Annotated in this window: 14 protein-coding genes; 8 read left to right on the forward strand and 6 right to left on the reverse strand. The window is 45.5% G+C overall.

All coding sequences use genetic code 11. The features are described 5' to 3' along the window. The first annotated feature begins 137 nt into the window (after positions 1-137). Both IC571_RS04965 and IC571_RS04970 read left to right on the forward strand, forming a co-directional pair. Positions 138-1,259 carry an NADH:flavin oxidoreductase/NADH oxidase gene (locus tag IC571_RS04965; protein ID WP_215317696.1) on the forward strand — a complete coding sequence of 374 codons (1,122 nt, stop codon included), beginning with the start codon at positions 138-140 and terminating at the stop codon, positions 1,257-1,259. A gap of 71 nt (positions 1,260-1,330) precedes the next feature. Continuing rightward, positions 1,331-2,263 (forward strand): Bug family tripartite tricarboxylate transporter substrate binding protein, encoded by a 933-nt coding sequence (locus IC571_RS04970; RefSeq protein WP_371742910.1) that lies wholly within the window; start codon positions 1,331-1,333, stop codon positions 2,261-2,263. 6 nt (positions 2,264-2,269) lie between these two features. Here IC571_RS04970 and IC571_RS04975 read toward each other — a convergent pair whose 3' ends face one another. Next, the gene (locus tag IC571_RS04975) at positions 2,270-3,580 is read right to left on the reverse strand and encodes an amidase (protein ID WP_215317698.1); all 1,311 of its coding nucleotides are present in this window, start codon (positions 3,578-3,580) and stop codon (positions 2,270-2,272) included. 104 nt (positions 3,581-3,684) lie between these two features. Between IC571_RS04975 and IC571_RS04980 the strand changes: the two genes are divergently transcribed. From IC571_RS04980 to IC571_RS04990, 3 genes are read left to right on the forward strand one after another with little or no spacing between them, the layout of a single operon-like run. Continuing rightward, complete coding sequence (locus IC571_RS04980) at positions 3,685-4,347, forward strand: SprT family zinc-dependent metalloprotease (protein WP_215317699.1); 663 nt, start codon at positions 3,685-3,687, stop codon at positions 4,345-4,347. Positions 4,348-4,407: 60 nt separating this feature from the next. Beyond that, positions 4,408-5,499, forward strand: a complete 1,092-nt coding sequence (locus IC571_RS04985) for a tartrate dehydrogenase (RefSeq protein WP_305848878.1) — start codon at positions 4,408-4,410, stop codon at positions 5,497-5,499. 18 nt (positions 5,500-5,517) lie between these two features. Then, positions 5,518-7,584: a glycosyltransferase family 41 protein gene (locus tag IC571_RS04990; RefSeq protein ID WP_215317700.1), complete on the forward strand. Its 2,067-nt coding sequence runs from the start codon at positions 5,518-5,520 to the stop codon at positions 7,582-7,584. On the opposite strand, the gene dnaQ is transcribed toward IC571_RS04990, so the two are convergent. The 5 genes from dnaQ to IC571_RS05015 form a co-directional block, all read right to left on the reverse strand. Next, positions 7,577-8,290, reverse strand: a complete 714-nt coding sequence (dnaQ, locus tag IC571_RS04995; RefSeq protein ID WP_215317701.1) for a DNA polymerase III subunit epsilon — start codon at positions 8,288-8,290, stop codon at positions 7,577-7,579. The genes IC571_RS04990 and dnaQ overlap by 8 nt on opposite strands. Then, the gene (locus IC571_RS05000) at positions 8,290-11,388 is read right to left on the reverse strand and encodes an efflux RND transporter permease subunit (protein WP_215317702.1); all 3,099 of its coding nucleotides are present in this window, start codon (positions 11,386-11,388) and stop codon (positions 8,290-8,292) included. Before IC571_RS05000 ends, dnaQ begins: the two co-directional genes overlap by 1 nt. Next, on the reverse strand, positions 11,385-12,692 hold the full coding sequence (locus tag IC571_RS05005) for an efflux RND transporter periplasmic adaptor subunit (protein ID WP_215317703.1): 1,308 nt from the start codon (positions 12,690-12,692) through the stop codon (positions 11,385-11,387). The genes IC571_RS05000 and IC571_RS05005 overlap by 4 nt, the downstream gene beginning before the upstream one ends. Before the next feature lie 110 nt (positions 12,693-12,802). Continuing rightward, positions 12,803-13,249, reverse strand: coding sequence for a ribonuclease HI (gene rnhA, locus IC571_RS05010; protein ID WP_215317704.1), 447 nt, complete (start codon positions 13,247-13,249; stop codon positions 12,803-12,805). Between the two features lie 26 nt (positions 13,250-13,275). Then, the gene (locus tag IC571_RS05015; protein ID WP_215317705.1) at positions 13,276-14,094 is read right to left on the reverse strand and encodes a class I SAM-dependent methyltransferase; all 819 of its coding nucleotides are present in this window, start codon (positions 14,092-14,094) and stop codon (positions 13,276-13,278) included. A gap of 7 nt (positions 14,095-14,101) precedes the next feature. Here IC571_RS05015 and gloB point away from each other — a divergent pair, with 7 nt between their 5' ends. Genes gloB through IC571_RS05030 form a run of 3 tightly spaced genes read left to right on the forward strand, consistent with a single transcriptional unit; the run spans position 14,102 to position 18,232 of the window. Next, positions 14,102-14,905 (forward strand): hydroxyacylglutathione hydrolase, encoded by an 804-nt coding sequence (gene gloB / locus IC571_RS05020; protein ID WP_215317706.1) that lies wholly within the window; start codon positions 14,102-14,104, stop codon positions 14,903-14,905. Next, positions 14,905-16,320: a transglycosylase SLT domain-containing protein gene (locus IC571_RS05025; RefSeq protein ID WP_215317707.1), complete on the forward strand. Its 1,416-nt coding sequence runs from the start codon at positions 14,905-14,907 to the stop codon at positions 16,318-16,320. Before gloB ends, IC571_RS05025 begins: the two co-directional genes overlap by 1 nt. A gap of 28 nt (positions 16,321-16,348) precedes the next feature. Beyond that, positions 16,349-18,232 carry a propionate--CoA ligase gene (locus tag IC571_RS05030; protein ID WP_215317708.1) on the forward strand — a complete coding sequence of 628 codons (1,884 nt, stop codon included), beginning with the start codon at positions 16,349-16,351 and terminating at the stop codon, positions 18,230-18,232. Positions 18,233-18,264: the final 32 nt, after the last annotated feature.

Here is an 18,264-nt window from a genome sequence, read left to right on the forward strand (position 1 = left end):
AATAGGGTTTTTTGGGTAAAAAAGCCATTCAGACCAAGGATCTGCAGGACTTTTCTGTCTCGTTTATTCTTTTTTGTTATTTTATCGCTTTACGGCGAATTTCGTATTCTGACCCCATATTTAGACTTTTAATACCCATGAGCCTTCTTTTCTCTAATTACACCCTAGGATCCCCGCGTGGCCCTTTAACCTTGGCAAATCGCATAGTGGTGGCACCAATGTGCCAATACTCTGCCGTTAATGGCGAGGCGACAGATTGGCATCTAATGCATTGGGGAAATCTACTCAATAGTGGCGCAGGCTTATTCATTATTGAGGCTACTGGTGTTACTCCAGAGGGACGCATTACACCCGCGTGTTTGGGTTTGTGGGATGACAAAACCGAAGCTGCATTGCAAGATAAATTGAGTCGTGCCAGAAAGCTGGCGCCCGCTACCCCAGTTTTTATTCAGTTGGCACATGCAGGGCGTAAAGCATCTAGCGCTACTCCTTGGGATGGCGGACAGCTTCTTTCTGTAGATAAAGGAGGTTGGGAAACTTTGGCACCATCGGCAATTTCTCAGTTAGATGGCGAGCGTATGCCCCACGAACTTTCTGCTCAGGAATTAAGTTCGCTCATTGATGCCTTTGTTAAAGCGGCTCAGCGTGCCGATCGTATTGGCATTGATGGTATTGAGTTACATGGTGCACATGGATATTTACTGCATCAATTTTTATCACCGATTGCTAACCAACGTACTGATACTTATGGTGGCTCTTTTGAAAATCGAATCCGTTTTCCGCTGGAGATATTTGCTGCTGTCCGTAAAGCTTATAAAGGCGTTTTAGGTATTCGTATTTCAGCTAGTGATTGGATCGAAGGTGGTTGGACTCCAGAAGAAACCGCTGAGTTTGCTAAACGTCTCAAACCACTGGGTTGTGACTTTGTGCATATTTCTTCTGGCGGTATTTCACCAAAACAAAAAATTGCTATTGGTCCAAATTATCAAGTGCCGTTTGCGAAGATTGTTAGAGATCAATCTGGTTTGCCGACGATGACAGTTGGACTCATTACTGAACCAGAGCAGGCCGAAGCTATTTTGCAAGCCGGTGATGCGGATTTAATCGCCTTAGCCCGTGCGTTTTTGTATAAGCCACGTTGGGGGTGGGAGGCTGCTGCTGCACTTGGTGCTACCGTCAAAGCAAATGAACGCTACTGGCGCTGTTTGCCCCGTGAAGCGCAATCCGTTTTCGGTGATGTCAAAGTAGGGCAGCGCTAAATAGTTATATGAATTTCCATGGAGATCAAATGAGTAAATTTTTAGTGATAACAAAATTGATGTTTCTTGGTATGTTGGCAATGCTGAATTTTGCTAATGCCCAGACGTTCCCAGATAGACCCATCGTCTTAGTGGTGCCAAATCCACCCGGGGGTTTAGTGGATACTTCGGCTCGCCTGTTAAGCGAGCCGCTTACCCGTGTTATTGGACAGCCAGTTGTGGTGGATAACAAGCCTGGTGCTAGCGGTAACACTGCTTATCAATATGTTGCCAAAGCAAAACCAGACGGCTATACCTTGTTAATTTCTTATTCTGGGTATCACGTTGGTAATCCTGCGTTAATGGATAAGTTGCCTTGGGATCCGGTTAAAGACTACTCTCCGATTGCGCTACTCACGGTATCTACCAATGTCATTGCAGTGCATCCATCTGTTCCAGTGAATAACCTCAAAGAGTTTATTGCTTATGCAAAGGCTAACCCAGGCAAATTAAATTACGCCTCACAGGGTAATGGTTCGGTATCGCATATTGGTACTGAGATGTTTAAGCAGACTACCGGTGTAGATATGGTCCACGTTCCTTACAAGGGATCTGGCCCCGCTATTCAGGATGTTTTGGCTGGACAGGTGCAGGTATTTATTTCTACTCCACCATCATTGATGCAGCATATTCAAAGCGGTAAGTTAAAAGGCTTGGCAGTTACTGGTAAGAATCGCCATCCTGGAATGCCTAATGTGCCCACCACGGCTGAAGCGGGTCTACCATCTTTTCAATTGGAATCTTGGGTTGGATTATTTGCACCGGCTGGCACTCCGGCACCGATTGTTGCTAAGCTAACTGACTCGGTAAAGAAGAGTCTAGCCTTGCCAGAGGTGAAAGAACGTGCCGATGCGGCTGGTGTTGAATTACGCTATCAAAATCCTGCGGCTACGGAAGCGCTTGTCAAGAAAGAGTTGCCTTACTGGAATAAGGTAATTAAATCAGCCAACATTACCTTAGATTAATATGAGTTAAGCCTGATCCCGTAACACGGGATCAGGTAATGCCAGCGCAAGCGCTCTTGCCGCACTTAATAAAAATTGATCTTGCCCGTAAGCGGCAATGAGTTGCACTCCAATTGGTAGGCCATTCGGGCCAGTGGAGATATTGAGATTGATGCAAGGAAGTCCCAGCAAGGTCCATGACCGACAAAATAAGGGGTCGCCAGTTCCATCCTTAAGTAAAGGCGCTTCCCCAATGGCGCTTGGCGCAATGATTAAATCGACGCTTTCATCAAAGAGACTTTGCATTACTCTTCTGGCGATATTGGTTTGGTCTAAGTCACGCTTGTACTGACTGTATGGAATTGCTGCGCCCTGATCAATCTGAGATGCAATCATCGCACTGAGCTTCTTAGGAAATTGCATTCGTTCAAAAGCAAGACTACGCGACATTTCGCTAAGCATGATGCGCGTTTGTATTTGGGTTATAGGTTGAAGTTCTGCAGGGAGTTCAATATCTAATATATGGCCCTTAGCAAATGCTTCTGCGCTAAAGCGAGCTAATGCAACTGCTCCACGGGTTTCTGAACTGGCATACTGCCATTCAGGCGTTTTGCAAATCCCAATGCGTGGTTTGTTGTGAAGATCAATGACTTTGGCAAGATCATGATCGCCACTCATCGCTGCTACCCCAAGTGCTACATCTTCTACAGTTCGACCAAAGCAACCTAAAGTATCAAGTGATGGAGCTAGACTCTTGACCCCTGCGGTGCTAATTTTCCCGTAGCTTGGTTTGTAGCCCACAACCCCACAAAATGAAGCTGGGCGAATAATTGAGCCGGCAGTTTGACTGCCAGTAGCTAGCGGAATCATAAAATCCGCAACCGCAGCAGCGGAACCACTGGAAGATCCACCAGGTGTATGTTGAGGGTGGTGGGGATTGGTGCTTGGACCGCTTTTAAAAGAGGCAAATTCAGTGGTTACGGTTTTTCCGAGAATGATGCCTCCAGATTGGCGCATGAGCGCTACAGATACCGCATCGGCGCTGGGGTAATTGCTAGCGTAGATGGGAGACCCATAACTGGTGGGTAGATCGTGGGTGTGAAATAAGTCTTTTACGCCAATGGGTAGCCCATGCAATAGACCTTTAATGGCACCCTTGTCTAGAGCTTTGGCGCGGGCTAGGGCGTTTTCTTTGCCTAGGCTGACCCAGGCCTTAAGTGCGCTCTCACGCTGCCCAATTCGATCTAGGCAGGCAAGCAACAAGTCAGTTGCTTTAATTTCCCGTTTGGCTAATTTTTTGGCCGCCTGGGATGCGCTCAGGCTTTCAAGATCTTTCATTCAGGTATTCTACTTTTGGTGGCGTATGATCGCAATTTTCGATTTAGTTTCTGATTCGGTTTCCGATTTGTTACTCCCTTAACCCCGACAATTTATATCTAATAATGAAGCAACATTCAGTACGCGAAGCCTGGCTAGAGGATGCCGTTAAGCACTTAGAACCCATTTTTTCTAAAGCGGGATATGCAATTCCTCCTGTGAGAGTTTCCTGTGGATTCCCTGCATCTAGTAGCCCAAGAACCACTTTGGGGCAATGCTGGCCTCGTGAGCGATCTGGGGGTGGTGTGAATGAGATTTTTATATCACCAAAGCTGGATGAACCAGTGCAGTTGCTAGACACCTTGGTGCACGAGCTCTGTCATGCGGTGGATGATTGCTTCAGCGGACACGGCGAGGATTTCAAGGGTATTGCGCAAACAGTGGGCTTAGAGGGTCCAGCCAGAATGGCGCATGCTACAGAAGAACTCACAGTAAAGCTGATGATGATTAGTCAGGAGCTAGGCCCATACCCCCATAATGCGATTGTCTTTCCGCCACCGAGGCCTAGCAATGCCAGTAGAAGTAAGGCCAAATGCGGGCAATGTGGTTATGAGGTCACATTATTGAAGAAATGGGCCAGTTATGGGGCGCCAATCTGCCCTAAAGACAATATCCGCATGCTGGAAGCCGCTCCAGAAACAATTGAAAATACGACAGAACATGATTCTGAGAGCATTGGGAAGGGCGGAAAGGCCGCTCCCGATGAGATTCGTCGGGCAATTAGCTAGTCAAAAAAGCTAAAATTGAACCTTCAACCCATAAAAATCACTATTTGAGACTATTGACCCATGAACGCAAAGAAAATATTCAAAAATCCCAAGATCGCTGTTATTCCAGGTGATGGTATTGGTAAGGAAGTGATTCCAGAAGGCGTGCGCGCTTTAGAGGCAGCAAACCGTAAGTTTGGTATTGGTATGCAATTCGATCACTTTGATTTTGCTAGCTGTGATTACTATTTAAAGCACGGCAAAATGCTACCGGATGACTGGTTTGATACTTTGATGAAGTACGACGCCATTTTCTTTGGCGCTGTGGGTATGCCAAATATCTTGCCTGATCACGTTTCATTGTGGGGCAGCTTGATTCAGTTCCGCCGTGGATTTGATCAGTACGTTAATTTACGTCCAGTGCGTCTATTGCCAGGTGTGCCATGCCCGCTAGCGAATCGCAAGCCAGGTGATATTGATTTCTTCGTCGTTCGTGAAAATACCGAAGGCGAGTACTCCAGCGTTGGTGGAAAAATGTTCCCCGATACTGATCGTGAGTTCGTGATTCAAGAATCGATTTTCACAAGACAAGGTGTAGATCGTATCTTGCAGTTTGCTTTTGATCTTGCTCAAAGTCGTCCAAAGAAGCATCTCACATCAGCCACTAAATCGAACGGAATTGCAATCACAATGCCGTATTGGGATGAGCGTGTAGAGGATATGGCAAAGAAATTTGAGGATGTGAGAACAGATAAATATCACATTGATATTTTAGCTGCTCATTTTGTGATGAATCCAGATCGTTTTGATGTGGTTGTTGCGAGTAACTTGTTTGGCGATATTCTTTCAGACTTGGGTCCTGCTTGTACTGGCACTATCGCGGTTGCCCCATCTGGAAGCATTAATCCAGAAGGTAAATTTCCTTCACTCTTTGAACCAGTTCACGGTTCAGCCCCAGATATTTTCGGCAAGATGATTGCCAATCCTATTGGACAGATTTGGAGTGGTGCGATGATGCTGGAACACTTGGGTTACCCAGAAGCTGGCAACGCTATTTTCTCTGCTATTGAAAAAGTCTTGTCTGCTGGACCATCACATGCTCCATTGACGCCTGATCTTGGTGGCACCGCCAAAACAGATGATCTTGGTAAAGCCATTGCGGCAGCTATCTAATTTCTTTTTGGATTAGGTATGGCACAGCCATATGCTCCTTTGCTCCAGCAAATGATGCAGGAGTTTCAGGGGCAGCGTCTTGAATCGGCAGAGCGACTTGCTCGTTCTATTTTGCGCATCAACCCCAAAGACCTTGTAGCCCTCCAGGTTCAAGGTCTTTCCATGGCCATACAGGGAAGGGTGGCTGAGTCTGTAGAGCCCTTCTCCAAGGCCTCTGTATTAGATTCCAAGAATCCTGAATTACTGAATAACCTTGCTAAGGCTCAACATGGCGCCAATCTTTTTGCAGATGCGGCGAAGACATATGAAAAGCTCAATCGCTTAGTTCCCAACAATGCCCAACTCTTGACTGATATGGGCACTTCCTATGCGAAAAGTAAAGATTTTGATAAGGCTTTTTCGCTTTATGACCGTGCTATTGAGCTGCAGCCCGATTACTTCCTAGTTTGGTCCAATCGTGGCAATTTATTAGCTGAGTTAAGTTTTAATGCCGAAGCTTTAGTTTCGTATCAGAAGTCTCTGGAGCTGAATCCAAATTATCCCGAGGCATGGACTAACTATGGCAATGCTTTATTTAGTCTTGGACGATTTGCAGAGGCGGCATCCGCACATGAGCGTGCATTATCTCTAAATCCAAACTATGCCGAAGCTTGGTCTAATCATGGGAATGCATTGCTAGAGCTGAAGATGGGCGAAGAAGCTTATGAAAGCTACCAAAAGGCATACGCCCTAAAGCCCTTGCATCCTTACTTGATGGGGCAATTGCTATCTGCCAAGTTGACTTCATGCATATGGGATGATAAAGAGCCATCTGTTAAGAATATGCTTGATCTAGTAGCTCGCGATACTCCAGCAACAATTCCATTCGCATTGCTACAGACTCCCGCTGATCTGGATTTGCAAAAGCGGTGCGCCCAAATATTTATTGCTGATCGTTATCCAAAACATCCATCATTCAGTGAGTCCTTGAATAAGGCTGATGAAAATAAGCAGAAAATGAAGATCGGGTATTTCTCTTCAGACTTTAAAAATCACCCAGTTGGAATTTTGATGCAGAACCTCATTCAGCATCATGATCGTTCTCGGTATGAGATTGTTGGATTTTTCTTAAATAGCAAATCAGGAGATGAGGTTGAAAGATCTTTATTGGATCAATTCGATGAATCTTATGACCTATTTGGCATGAACGATGTCGATGCTAGAAATTTAGTCTTAGAACAAAATATTGATATCGCTATTGACCTAAATGGACATACTTCAGGCGCCAGAACGGGTTTATTTTCTAGAAAAATTGCCCCTTTTCAATTGAATTACTTGGGCTATGCAGGAACCTCGGGATCGGATTTCTATGATGGTTTAGTTGCGGATGCTATTGCCATCAGTCCAAATCATGAACCTTTTTTCACAGAGAAAATACTGCGTTTACCGCATTCATTTTTTCCGCTAGATACCAGCATTCATCCTGACACGTTTGGGGAATTGCCTAGTAGAGCAAGTCAGGGCTTGCCGGAATCTGGTTTTATCTTTTCCTGCTTCAACAACCCTTACAAGATTAATCCAGAAATTTTCGATATCTGGATGCGTTTATTAGAGTCGGTACCCGAAAGTGTTTTGTGGCTTTCTAAAACTTCTGACAAAGTAGTTCAAAATCTTCGAGCTCAGGCTGAAGCAAGAGGCATAGACCCAAATCGCTTGGTGTTTGCTACCCGAGTCCCGGAAAGAAAAGACCATTTAAGTCGTTTGCGTCTGGCTGATTTATTCCTGGATACCCCTCATTACAACGCCCACGCGACTGCTGCAGATGCCTTATGGGCAGGCGTACCAGTATTAACGGTGATTGGCGATACTTTTGCTGGAAGGGTCGCAGCCAGCCAATTAAACGCTGCCGGTATGCCAGAGTTAATTGTGCAGTCAAATGAAGATTACTATCAAAAGGCTTTAGAGTTGGCTACTAAACCAGAGTATCTAAGTGAAATTCGTAGTCAACTCGAGGCAAATCGCTTTACGGCACCGCTATTTAATTCAAAGCAATACGTTCAAGACCTCGAGCAACTCTTTTTAAACCTAACTTCGCAGTCTAGCTAGCGGAGCTTGTTGGACTCCAGACAGGGTCTTTTTTGCTGGACTTAGCAATTTCCGCCAGAATCTTTTCATGCTGTTCCATTTCATCGTAACTTGCAGCAATTAGTTTTAGCTTGGTGGGTAATGCCTTAGAAGTAGTTTCTGTTTCGTCGTCGTTTGCTGTGTAGTCGATTAAATCGATTGAGAGGTCTTCCTGACCTCTTGTCATGGCGATATACACCTTTGCCAGCAACTGGGCGTCTAAGAGCGCTCCGTGCAAGGTTCGATGTTCATTGCTAATGGAAAAGCGATCGCATAGCGCGTCTAAAGAGTTTCTTTTGCCTGGAAACATTTGACGCGCATCGAGTAGCGTGTCGGTAATTTTTGAGGCTAAGCCTCGAAATGGCGGACGCTTTAAAAGGGCGAATTCACTATCCAGAAACCCTAAGTCGAAGGCTGCGTTATGAATCACAATCTCTGCGCCATCCACGAACTCAATAAGCTCTTCTACGATATTGGCAAACAAGGGCTTATCAGAAAGAAACTCTCTTGAAAGGCCGTGCACAGCAAAAGCGCCAGCATCAATATCACGTTCCGGATTAATGTAGTAATGAAATGTACGCTCAGTGAGTCTGCGATCGATTACTTCAACGCAGCCAATTTCAATAATGCGATCGCCGGTTGCATGACTCAACCCAGTTGTTTCGGTATCTAGGATGACTTGGCGCATTAGGTTCCCTCAAGCACGGAAGCAGGTATGTCCATTGGACCATTACCAGCATATTTATCTAAATAAAGGTAGATGACAGGAGTAATGATCAGAGTCACAAACTGAGAGAAGATGAGGCCTCCCGCAACACTGATACCAAGAGGTTGACGTAGTTCAGCGCCAGCCCCGATTCCCAATGCAATAGGCAGGGCACCCATTAGTGCGGCAAATGTGGTCATCATGATGGGTCTGAAACGCAAAATACAAGCCTCGCGAATTGCCTTCTCGGGCGTCATATTTTGGTTGCGTTGCGCATCTAATGCGAAGTCGATCATCAAAATCGCATTCTTTTTCACGATACCGATCAAGAGCAAGATACCGATAGATGCAACGATGGTTAATTCAAATCCGAAGAGCCTTAAGGAAAGGATTGCGCCGATTGCTGCTGATGGTAATCCAGCCAAAATAGTCAATGGATGAATGTAACTCTCATACAGCACGCCCAGGAGGATATAAATCACACCCAGGGCAGCAAAGATCAAAATCAATTGACCCGATTGATTGCTCTTAAATACTGCTGCATCACCACCATAGCTAGTAATGATGGAAGGTGGCAGATCAATCTGCTTGGTGTATTGCTCAATCTTTTTGGTCGCATCGCCCAAAAAGACATCGGGCGCTAAGTTAAAAGATAGTGTTACCGCCGGAATTTGGCCTTGGTGGTTAACTGCTGTTGGTCCAATGGTGCGATTAAAGGTGGCTAGACTCGACAAGGGAATGAGTTTATCGGTAGCGCGACCCCGCACAAAAATTTTGTTCAGATCTGTTTCGAATTGACGATCATCTTCAGACGCTTCAAGAATGACGTAGTAGGTATTCACAGGTGTATAGATGGTGGAAACCTGTTTCTCACCATAGGCGGTATATAAGGCAGTACGGATATCCGCAATCGATACACCAGCGCTAGCCGCTTTTTCACGATTGATATCAATCTTGACATTCAAACCCTTGAGCTGCGAGTCGCTAGTAACGTCTCTGAACATCGGGTCGGCACGCATTTTTTGCATGAGCTTGTCCGCCCATTCATTGACGCCATCAAAGCCAACACTTTGCAAAATAAACTGATAACGAGATTTGCTGCTCTTGCCACCTAGCTGTAAATTTTGAACGGGTCGCATATAAACCTGCAAACCTGGTATCTCTTTGAACTTTGCCCGCAATCCTTCCATGACTTTTGACATCTTCTGGCGATCTGCCTTGTCCTTAAGCAGGATGAAGATGCGGCCAGTATTGGTTCCCGAACTTGCGCCACCACCTACAACGGAGATAGAGCTAGCAACATTGGGATCAGTGCTTACCAGTTCAGCCGCTTTATCTTGTAGCGCGAGCATTGCCTTAAAGGAGATATCCTCAGAGGCCTCTGTCGTTGCCAGGATCTGACCAATATCTTCTTCAGGAAAGAAGCCTTTGGGGCTATTAATAAATAACACAACCGTAATTACAAAAGTCGATGCTGCACCCCATAAGACTTTCTTGCGATTCGCTAATGCTAGATCTAAGTAATGAATGTAAGTTTTGAGCATCCAATCAAACACACGATCAAATTTCTTATTGATCTCATATTCTTTTGCGTGCTGACCAGGCTTTGGTAAGAAGCGGCTGCATAGCATTGGAACAACAGTGAGAGAAACAATCGCTGAAACCAAAATCGATAGCGAAACTACAACTGCGAATTCTCTAAAGAGTAGGCCTATAGGGCCAGCCATAAAGAAGAGGGGGATGAACACCGCTACAAGCGAAATCGAGATAGAAATAATCGTGAAGCCAACCTCTTTGCTGCCTTTGAGGGAGGCCTTTAGGGGGTCCATGCCTTCTTCCACATAACGCATGATGTTTTCTAGCACCACAATCGCATCATCGACCACCAAGCCAACTGCTAAGGTGATACCCAGCAAGGAAATGTTATCCAAGCTGTAGCCCAAGAAATACAGTAAGAAGAAGGCGCCAATCAAGGAAATTGGCAGACTAATTGAAGGAATGACGGTAGCGGAAACGTGCTTGAGAAATAAGAAAATTACTAGCACGACCAGTAAGACAGTCAATGCCAGCGTGTAATTCACATCATGAATCGCCTCAATAATCGAAAGAGATCTATCGTTTACAAATTGCAACTTGATTGATTCCGGCATTTGTTTTTGCAACTGAGGGAGCAATTCTTTGACTGACTTGACTACCTCAACTGTATTTGCGCTAGGCTGTCGCAAGATCGCTATAGCAATAGAGCGCTCACCATTTGCAGAGGCTAGCGTTTTAACATCCTCATAGCTCTCCATGACGTCTGCGACATCTTTAAGGTAAATGGGCAAACCATTTTTTTGGCTAATAATGAGGTTGCCGAATTCTTCAGGGCGAACTAGTTGGGGATTGGCGTAGATGGTGATGGATTGACGGGGGCCGTCTAACACACCCACTGGACTATTAGAGTTGGCTTTGTTGATGGCAACAGCCACATCATCCATGGTGAGATTACGATTCGCTAGGGCGTCCGGATGAATTCGTACGCGAACTGCGTAACGTTTGGCGCCATAGACTAGAACTTGAGCAACCCCGCTAATCGTAGAAATATTGGGAGAGAGCAGATTTTCTGCAAAGGCATTTAAATCGGATAGATTGACCGAGGGCGAGCTCAAGCGAACAATTAATACTGGAGTGTCCGCAGGGTTTACTTTGCGATATGACGGTGGAATCGTCATTTCAATTGGCAAGCGCTTCTGTGCACGCAACAATGCAGCTTGAACGTCTACCGCTGCTTTATCGATATCACGATCATTGTTAAATTCCAAGGTAATGCTGGTGCTACCTAGGAAGTTGGTAGAGCTAATAACCGAAATACCATCAATGGTTGAAAACTCTTTTTCTAAAGGCAGTGCAACGGAGGACGCCATATTCTCAGGTGATGCTCCTGGTAGTGAAGCGCTGACTGAGATGATTGGGGAGTTAAAGCTCGGAAGAGCCGCAACCGGAATTTTGAGATAGGCGACAGTGCCAGCAATGACGGTTGCAATGGAGAGCAGCACCGTCATCACGGGGCGGCGTATACATAACTCAGATAAGGTCATTTTTTATCTACAGGAGATGTTGGTGCTGGCTGTGCTGCTGGGCTTGTTGTGTTCTTTGATTCACGAGTTTTGCCACCAGGACGCAAGTTCTGCTTACCTTCTACAACCACCTTGTCGCCAGCCTGAATGCCGGTAATAACAGAAGATCCCTGGTATTCATAGATGACTTTAATCGGGATCATGCTGGCTTTACCATCTTTATCCAAGGTAAATACAAATTTACCGCGAGGATTAATGACTACAGCCTGAGATGGGACGGAGAGTGCATCCTTTAGATCACTGGCCACCAATGAAACACGCGCAAATTGACCTGGGAGCAAAGTCAAGCCTTCGTTGGGGATTTGGGCTTTTACTCTAACTGCAGCAATGGAGGGATCAACCTGGTTATCAACAACCAGTACGGTGCCTTCGTAGGTTTTTTTGCTGCTATCGCCCACGGTTACTTTGACTTTGAGTGGTTCGCCGTCCAGTTGATTCTCCAAAATAGTTGGAATATCTTTTTCAGGAATAACGAATTGAACGTTAATCGGATTCAGTTGGGTAATAGTCACCATTGCGCCAACACTCGAAGTAGCTGTTGAGCTTGTTGCTGTCGTTACTACGTTGCTAGCTTGTACCAAAGAGCCGGGGAATACATTGACTATGCCAGCACGCCCATCAATTGGCGATTTAATGTAATCAAAGGATAGTTGAACTTCAGCTGCCTTAGCAGCTGCTTCGGCAGACTTGGCGTTGGCATGAGAAGTTTCAAGACCGGCTTTGGAAATGAAATTTTTGGCTACTAATTCTTTGGCGCGCAGGTATTGCTTATGTGCATCATCCGCTAACGCTTTGAGCTTTTCATAATTGGCTTTGTCATTTCGATCATCTAAGGTAAATAGCAAATCACCGGCTTTGACTTCTTGACCGTCTTTTACATTGACCTTGGCGACCGTATTTGTAACCATCGGACGAATATCAACAATGCTATTAGAAACAATCGTTCCGGTCGCTTCAATAATGAGTGGAATATCTTTTTTCTCGACAACTAGCGTTGTAACGGTAACTGGACCACCTGCTTTATCAGCAGCTGGGAAAAAGTAATCAAAAGCTTTAGAGCCTGCGTATACAACAATGAGGACTATTAAAATTCGCCACTTGTATTGAATTACAAAAGTCTTAATGGTGGGCAGATCGAGTTTTTTGAGCTTGCCTACCTGTGGAGAAGCTTTACCCCAAAGCGCGCATAAGCGACCTTTGGCAATATTTTTTAGTTCACCTAGTTTGACGAGCAAACGATCAAGAGAAGATTCAATTTTTGACACAGTCTCGTATTTCTTTGTTTTATATGAATTAAACACCCTTTGAGGGCACTTTAAAGCTTGCCCATTCTCTCATAAGAGTGCCAAAAACGCCCTAAAAAGAGGCTTTTACGCTAAGGGAGGTAACCTTCCGCGCCCTTATTGGCCAGTTGATCTGCTAGCTCGTTTCCCGGGTGGCCATTGTGGCCCCGTACCCAATGCCAGGAGATCTCATGATCAGGAAGGAGGGCATCCAGCTCTTGCCATAAATCCGCATTTTTTACGGGATCCTTGCTGGCGGTTTTCCAGCCTCTTTTTTTCCAGCCCTCAAGCCATTCGGTAACTCCCTTTTGGACATATTGGGAGTCAGTCCAGAGCTCAACTGAGCTTCGTTGTTTAAGGGCTTGTAAAGCAAAAATCACCGCACTGAGTTCCATCCGATTATTCGTGGTCTGTTTTTCGCCGCCATGTAGATGCTTTTCATGTGCGCCCGATTTCAATACCGCACCCCAACCACCCGGGCCGGGGTTGCCTTTGCACGCTCCGTCGGTATATATGATGATGTGTGGTTGATTGCTCATTGAGTTTAGTTAATCGCGAAATGAAATTAGCGTTTGGTGGAAGTATTCTGAATACTAGACAGTTTATTGCGTTCAGCAGCAGGGCTCAATTGTGTGAGACTAGGGATGCGTGCCTTTTGAACTTGTCCAATTAGCCGCATACCTTGGTGCCGCTTGATGGCTGATACTAGAAAAACAGCCCCAAATATAGGCCACCAACGGTTTCCCATAGGCTCTAAAAAGTCCATGCGGCCCATAGCAGACTCACTTTGCAAAGGGAATTTATAACAACCAAAATGACCGCGATCTAGTGAGTAATTGAGGAGCTGTAACCAGTCCTTAATCCTGATCAGACTAATAAATTGACCATCCCTTGGAAGATAGGGATTGCCAATTAAGCGACTGAGATATTGTTTTGCACCCCAGAGGCTGGCGGGATTAAATCCAGAAATCACTACGCGCCCTTCTGGGCGCAACACGCGATCTACTTCACGCAGAATCTGGTGGGGATCAGCAGCAAACTCCAATACGTGGGGCAGAACAAGCAGATCAATGCTCTCGTTAGCAAAAGGCATTTCCGAGGCGCTGCCTTCAATAGGGTGCCAATTAAATTTTGTAATCAATTCTCGATTGTCATTGGAATGAGTTAATAGGGCATGCATGGGCATGCGGTTTTCTCGTAGCGCATTGAGTTGGGGAAGGCCGATTTGAACTGCATGAAACCCAAATACATCCGCTACTATTTGATCTAGGCAGCGCTGTTCCCAGCCTAATACATAGCGACCGGGCGGGGATTGCAGCCATTTTTCCCAAGAGCTCCATGGGGGTGCGCTGCTCTGCAGAGGAATGGGTGGGGTTGGTATCATCGCCTTTATGAATACTTTATTGCAAGTTTGGCCAATTCCGGCGTTTGATGATAACTATATCTGGTGTATCCATGATGGAAAATCTGCCCTAGTGGTAGATCCAGGTGATGCTGTCCCAGTTTTAGAGTATTTGGCTGGTTCAGGTCTCAAATTAAAAGCGATTCTGATTACCCATCATCATGCCGACCACGTTGGCGGTATTTTGAAGTTGCTCGACGTATTGGGTGCAGATATTCCGGTATATGGCCCCCGTGGCGACAATATCCCTGGTCGAACTCATCTGGTTAAAGAAGGTGACGCGCTAGAAATCTCTGCACCTAGAATCACCCTCAAAGTTCTTGAAGTTCCTGGACACACCTTAAGTCACATCGCCTATTTTGCTAACATGCAGGCAAATGTCGTTGAGCCTATGCTATTTTGTGGTGATACCTTGTTTGCCTCTGGGTGCGGTCGATTGTTTGAGGGGACGCCAACCCAGATGTCGCAATCCCTTGAGAAGTTTAAGAGCTTGCCAAAAAATACTTTGGTGTACTGCACTCATGAATATACTTTATCTAATATTCGATTTGCGTTGGCAGTAGAACCAAACAATGTGAATCTTCTTTCATGGTCAGAACGCGTAAAAGATCTTAGGGATAAAAACATTCCCACATTGCCAACCACAATTGGGCAAGAGCTTCAAGTCAATCCGTTTATGAGATGTGATCAAGCTGAGGTTATTCAGTCGGCGAATGCAAGGTCTGGTCAAGCAAGACTTCCTGATTCTGCGCATGTGCTCGCCGTCATTCGTGCCTGGAAAGATCAGTTTTAATGCGCTTTTTTTATGCGTCTATTACAGTTGTAGCCTTGCTCTCTGGTTGTGCCAGCACGGGCGATTGGTCATCTGATACGCCAACCAAAGGCGGATCCAGGAAAGCCACTCGTGTAAATCTGAAGACCCAATCTGTTAGCAAGGTCTATGCGCCATCAGATAATTTATGGCTACGGATTCGGGATGGCTTTCAGATGGAGCCGATGAATAGTCCTCTAGAAATAGAGCAGGTGCGTTCGTTAAGTGCGCGGCCTGACTATGTGAATCGTTCCATGGCTCGTTCTTCGCGCTATCTCTTTTATATAGTTCAAGAAGTGAATGCGCGTAATATGCCCACCGAAATTGCATTGTTGCCATTCGTTGAAAGTGCATTCGTGACAAATGCAAAATCCAGCGCCAAAGCAGTAGGCCTCTGGCAATTCATGCCGGCAACAGGAAAAGATTTTCAGTTAACGCAAAACGTATTTCGAGATGAGCGACGAGATGTATTGCAATCAACAGATGCGGCATTGGATTACCTCCAGCGCTTAAACAATCAATTTGGAAGTTGGGAATTGGCCCTGGCCGCTTATAACTGGGGTGCAGGTAATGTGCTTAAAGCACAAAAACGTAATCAGGCTGCCGGCTTGCCGATAGATTACGGGAGTCTGACCATGCCGCGAGAGACGCGCATGTATGTTCCCAAGTTGATGGCTTACCGTCAAATCGTGATGGATCCCGAGGCGTACGGCATAATGTTGCCGCAGCTAGAAAACCATCCTTATTTTGTGGCAATCGATGTTGATAGCGATATTGACGTAGCGTTGGCGATTAAATTAGCTGAGATTCCTGAAGATGAATTTCATAGTCTGAACCCATCTTTTAATAAGCCAGTCATATTAAGTAATGCGAATCAGCAAATTCTTTTGCCATTTGGACATGCAGAAATTTTTCAGGCGAATCTCAAGCTCTTTAATAAACCTTTATCCACTTGGACTGCTGTGAAGGTCTCCAAAACGGAGAGTGTGGATTTAGTTGCAAAAGGTCTGGGGGTAGATGCCGACTCTTTAAGACAGGTGAATGGAATTCCAAGGGGAATGCGGATCAAAGCCGGTTCCACCATCATCATTCCCAAAACCAATGGTAGAGCCGGCGATGTCTCATCTGCAATGGCGGATAACGCCAGCCTCAGTCTAGAAAAACCACCTCCACCAGCACCAAAATGCCCTAAGCCAGCCAAGGGAACCAAAGCTTCTAAGTCAGGTAAGTGCGCCCTAAGTACACCAAATAAGGGTAATTCTTCTGGGAAAAGCACGGTTTCTCAGCATAAATCCGCATCGACAGGGCTTGCAAAATCTGCGAAAAATGGTAGTTCACCTACTTTAAAAGCCAATTCAACAAGTAATGCTGCTAAAGGGGGGAATAAAAACCAGTAATTTTTGAAACTTTTTGATTAGGTTGACCATGTCCTATAAAGCACACCATGAACGCTCAATTAAAGACCCAGACGGATTTTGGGGTGAGCAGGCCAAATTAATACATTGGGAAAAGCCATTTGATAAAGTTTTAAATTACAACAACCCTCCATTTGCAAAATGGTTTGAGGGTGGCCTAACCAATCTTTGCTACAACGCAGTTGATCGCCACTACAAATCCAACCCCGATCAATTAGCCCTTGTTGCAGTCTCTACAGAGACAAACCAAGAAAAGGCTTATACATTTAAAGAGCTATACGAAGAAGTAAATCGTATGGCAGCAATATACAAAGCCAACGGCATTCAAAAGGGCGATCGTGTATTGATCTACATGCCAATGATTGCGGAGGCATGTTTTGCTATGCTCGCATGTGCACGTATTGGTGCTATTCACTCAGTGGTATTCGGTGGCTTTGCTTCACATAGCTTGGCTACTCGTATTGATGATGCAAAGCCGAAGATGGTAGTGACCGCTGAAGCTGGTATGCGCGGTGGTAAAGCGGTACCTTACAAGCCCCTATTGGATGAAGCGATCACATTAGCCACATACAAGCCAGAGAAGGTGTTGATTGTGAACCGCGGCCTCTCTGAGTTCACAACTGTGGCTGGTAGAGATTTAGATTACGCTACCGAAAGACAAAAGCATCTCAATGATTTGGTGCCAGTTGAGTGGGTTGACGCTACTCATCCTTCGTACATTCTGTACACATCAGGTACAACTGGTAAGCCTAAGGGCGTTCAACGTGATACCGGTGGTTATGCCGTGGCTTTGATGTCAACTATGAACCACATCTTCTGTGGCAAAGCTGGCGAAACAATGTTCACTACATCCGACATTGGTTGGGTTGTTGGTCATAGCTACATTATTTATGGCCCATTACTCAATGGCATGGCAACCATCATGTATGAAGGCACGCCATTACGTCCAGATGCGGGTATTTGGTGGGAACTTGTAGCTAAATACAATGTTTCTGTGATGTTCTCAGCGCCAACTGCTGTTCGTGTTCTAAAGAAACAAGACCCAGCATTCTTAACAAAGCATGACCTTTCTAGCTTGCGTGCATTGTTCTTGGCGGGAGAGCCTTTGGATGAACCAACGGCAAGTTGGATTCATGATGCGATTAAGAAGCCGATTGTGGATAACTATTGGCAAACTGAAACCGGTTGGCCTATGCTTGCGATTCAGCGTGGTGTTGAGGTTATGCCTCATAAATTCGGTTCACCAGGCGTTCCGTCCTTTGGCTACAACATGAAGTTGTTGGATGATGCTACCTCTGAAGAATTGGGCGCTGATCAGAAGGGTGTGATCGCCATTGAAGGTCCATTGCCTCCAGGATGTATGCAAACGGTCTGGGGTGATGACAAGCGTTTCATTAGTACTTATTGGGAGACGATTCCTGGTAAGTTGATCTACTCAACATTTGACTGGGGCATTAAAGATAAAGATGGTTACTTCTTCATTCTGGGTCGTACTGATGACGTGATTAACGTTGCAGGTCACCGTCTTGGCACTCGTGAAATTGAGGAAAGCATTTCTAGTCATCCGAATATTTCCGAAGTTGCGGTTGTTGGTGTGGAAGATAAATTGAAGGGCCAGGCAGCTATCGCATTCGTTATTCCAAAAGATGCTTCAAAGGCAGAAAATTTAGAAAAAGAGTGCATGAAAACAGTTGACGGCCAATTGGGTGCCATCGCTAGACCAAGCCATGTTTATGTTGTAACTGCTTTGCCAAAAACGCGATCAGGCAAGATTGTTCGTCGTGCGTTACAGGCTGTGGCTGAAGGGCGTGATCCTGGTGACATTAGCACCATGGAAGACCAAAACGTCTTGGCTCAAATTAAGACCATCATCGACCAAAAGGCTGCTGCTTAGTAGGGCTTTTTATGACTCCCTAGATCGAAGGT

This window comes from Polynucleobacter sp. MWH-UH2A, assembly GCF_018687195.1.
Classification (GTDB): Bacteria; Pseudomonadota; Gammaproteobacteria; order Burkholderiales; family Burkholderiaceae; genus Polynucleobacter.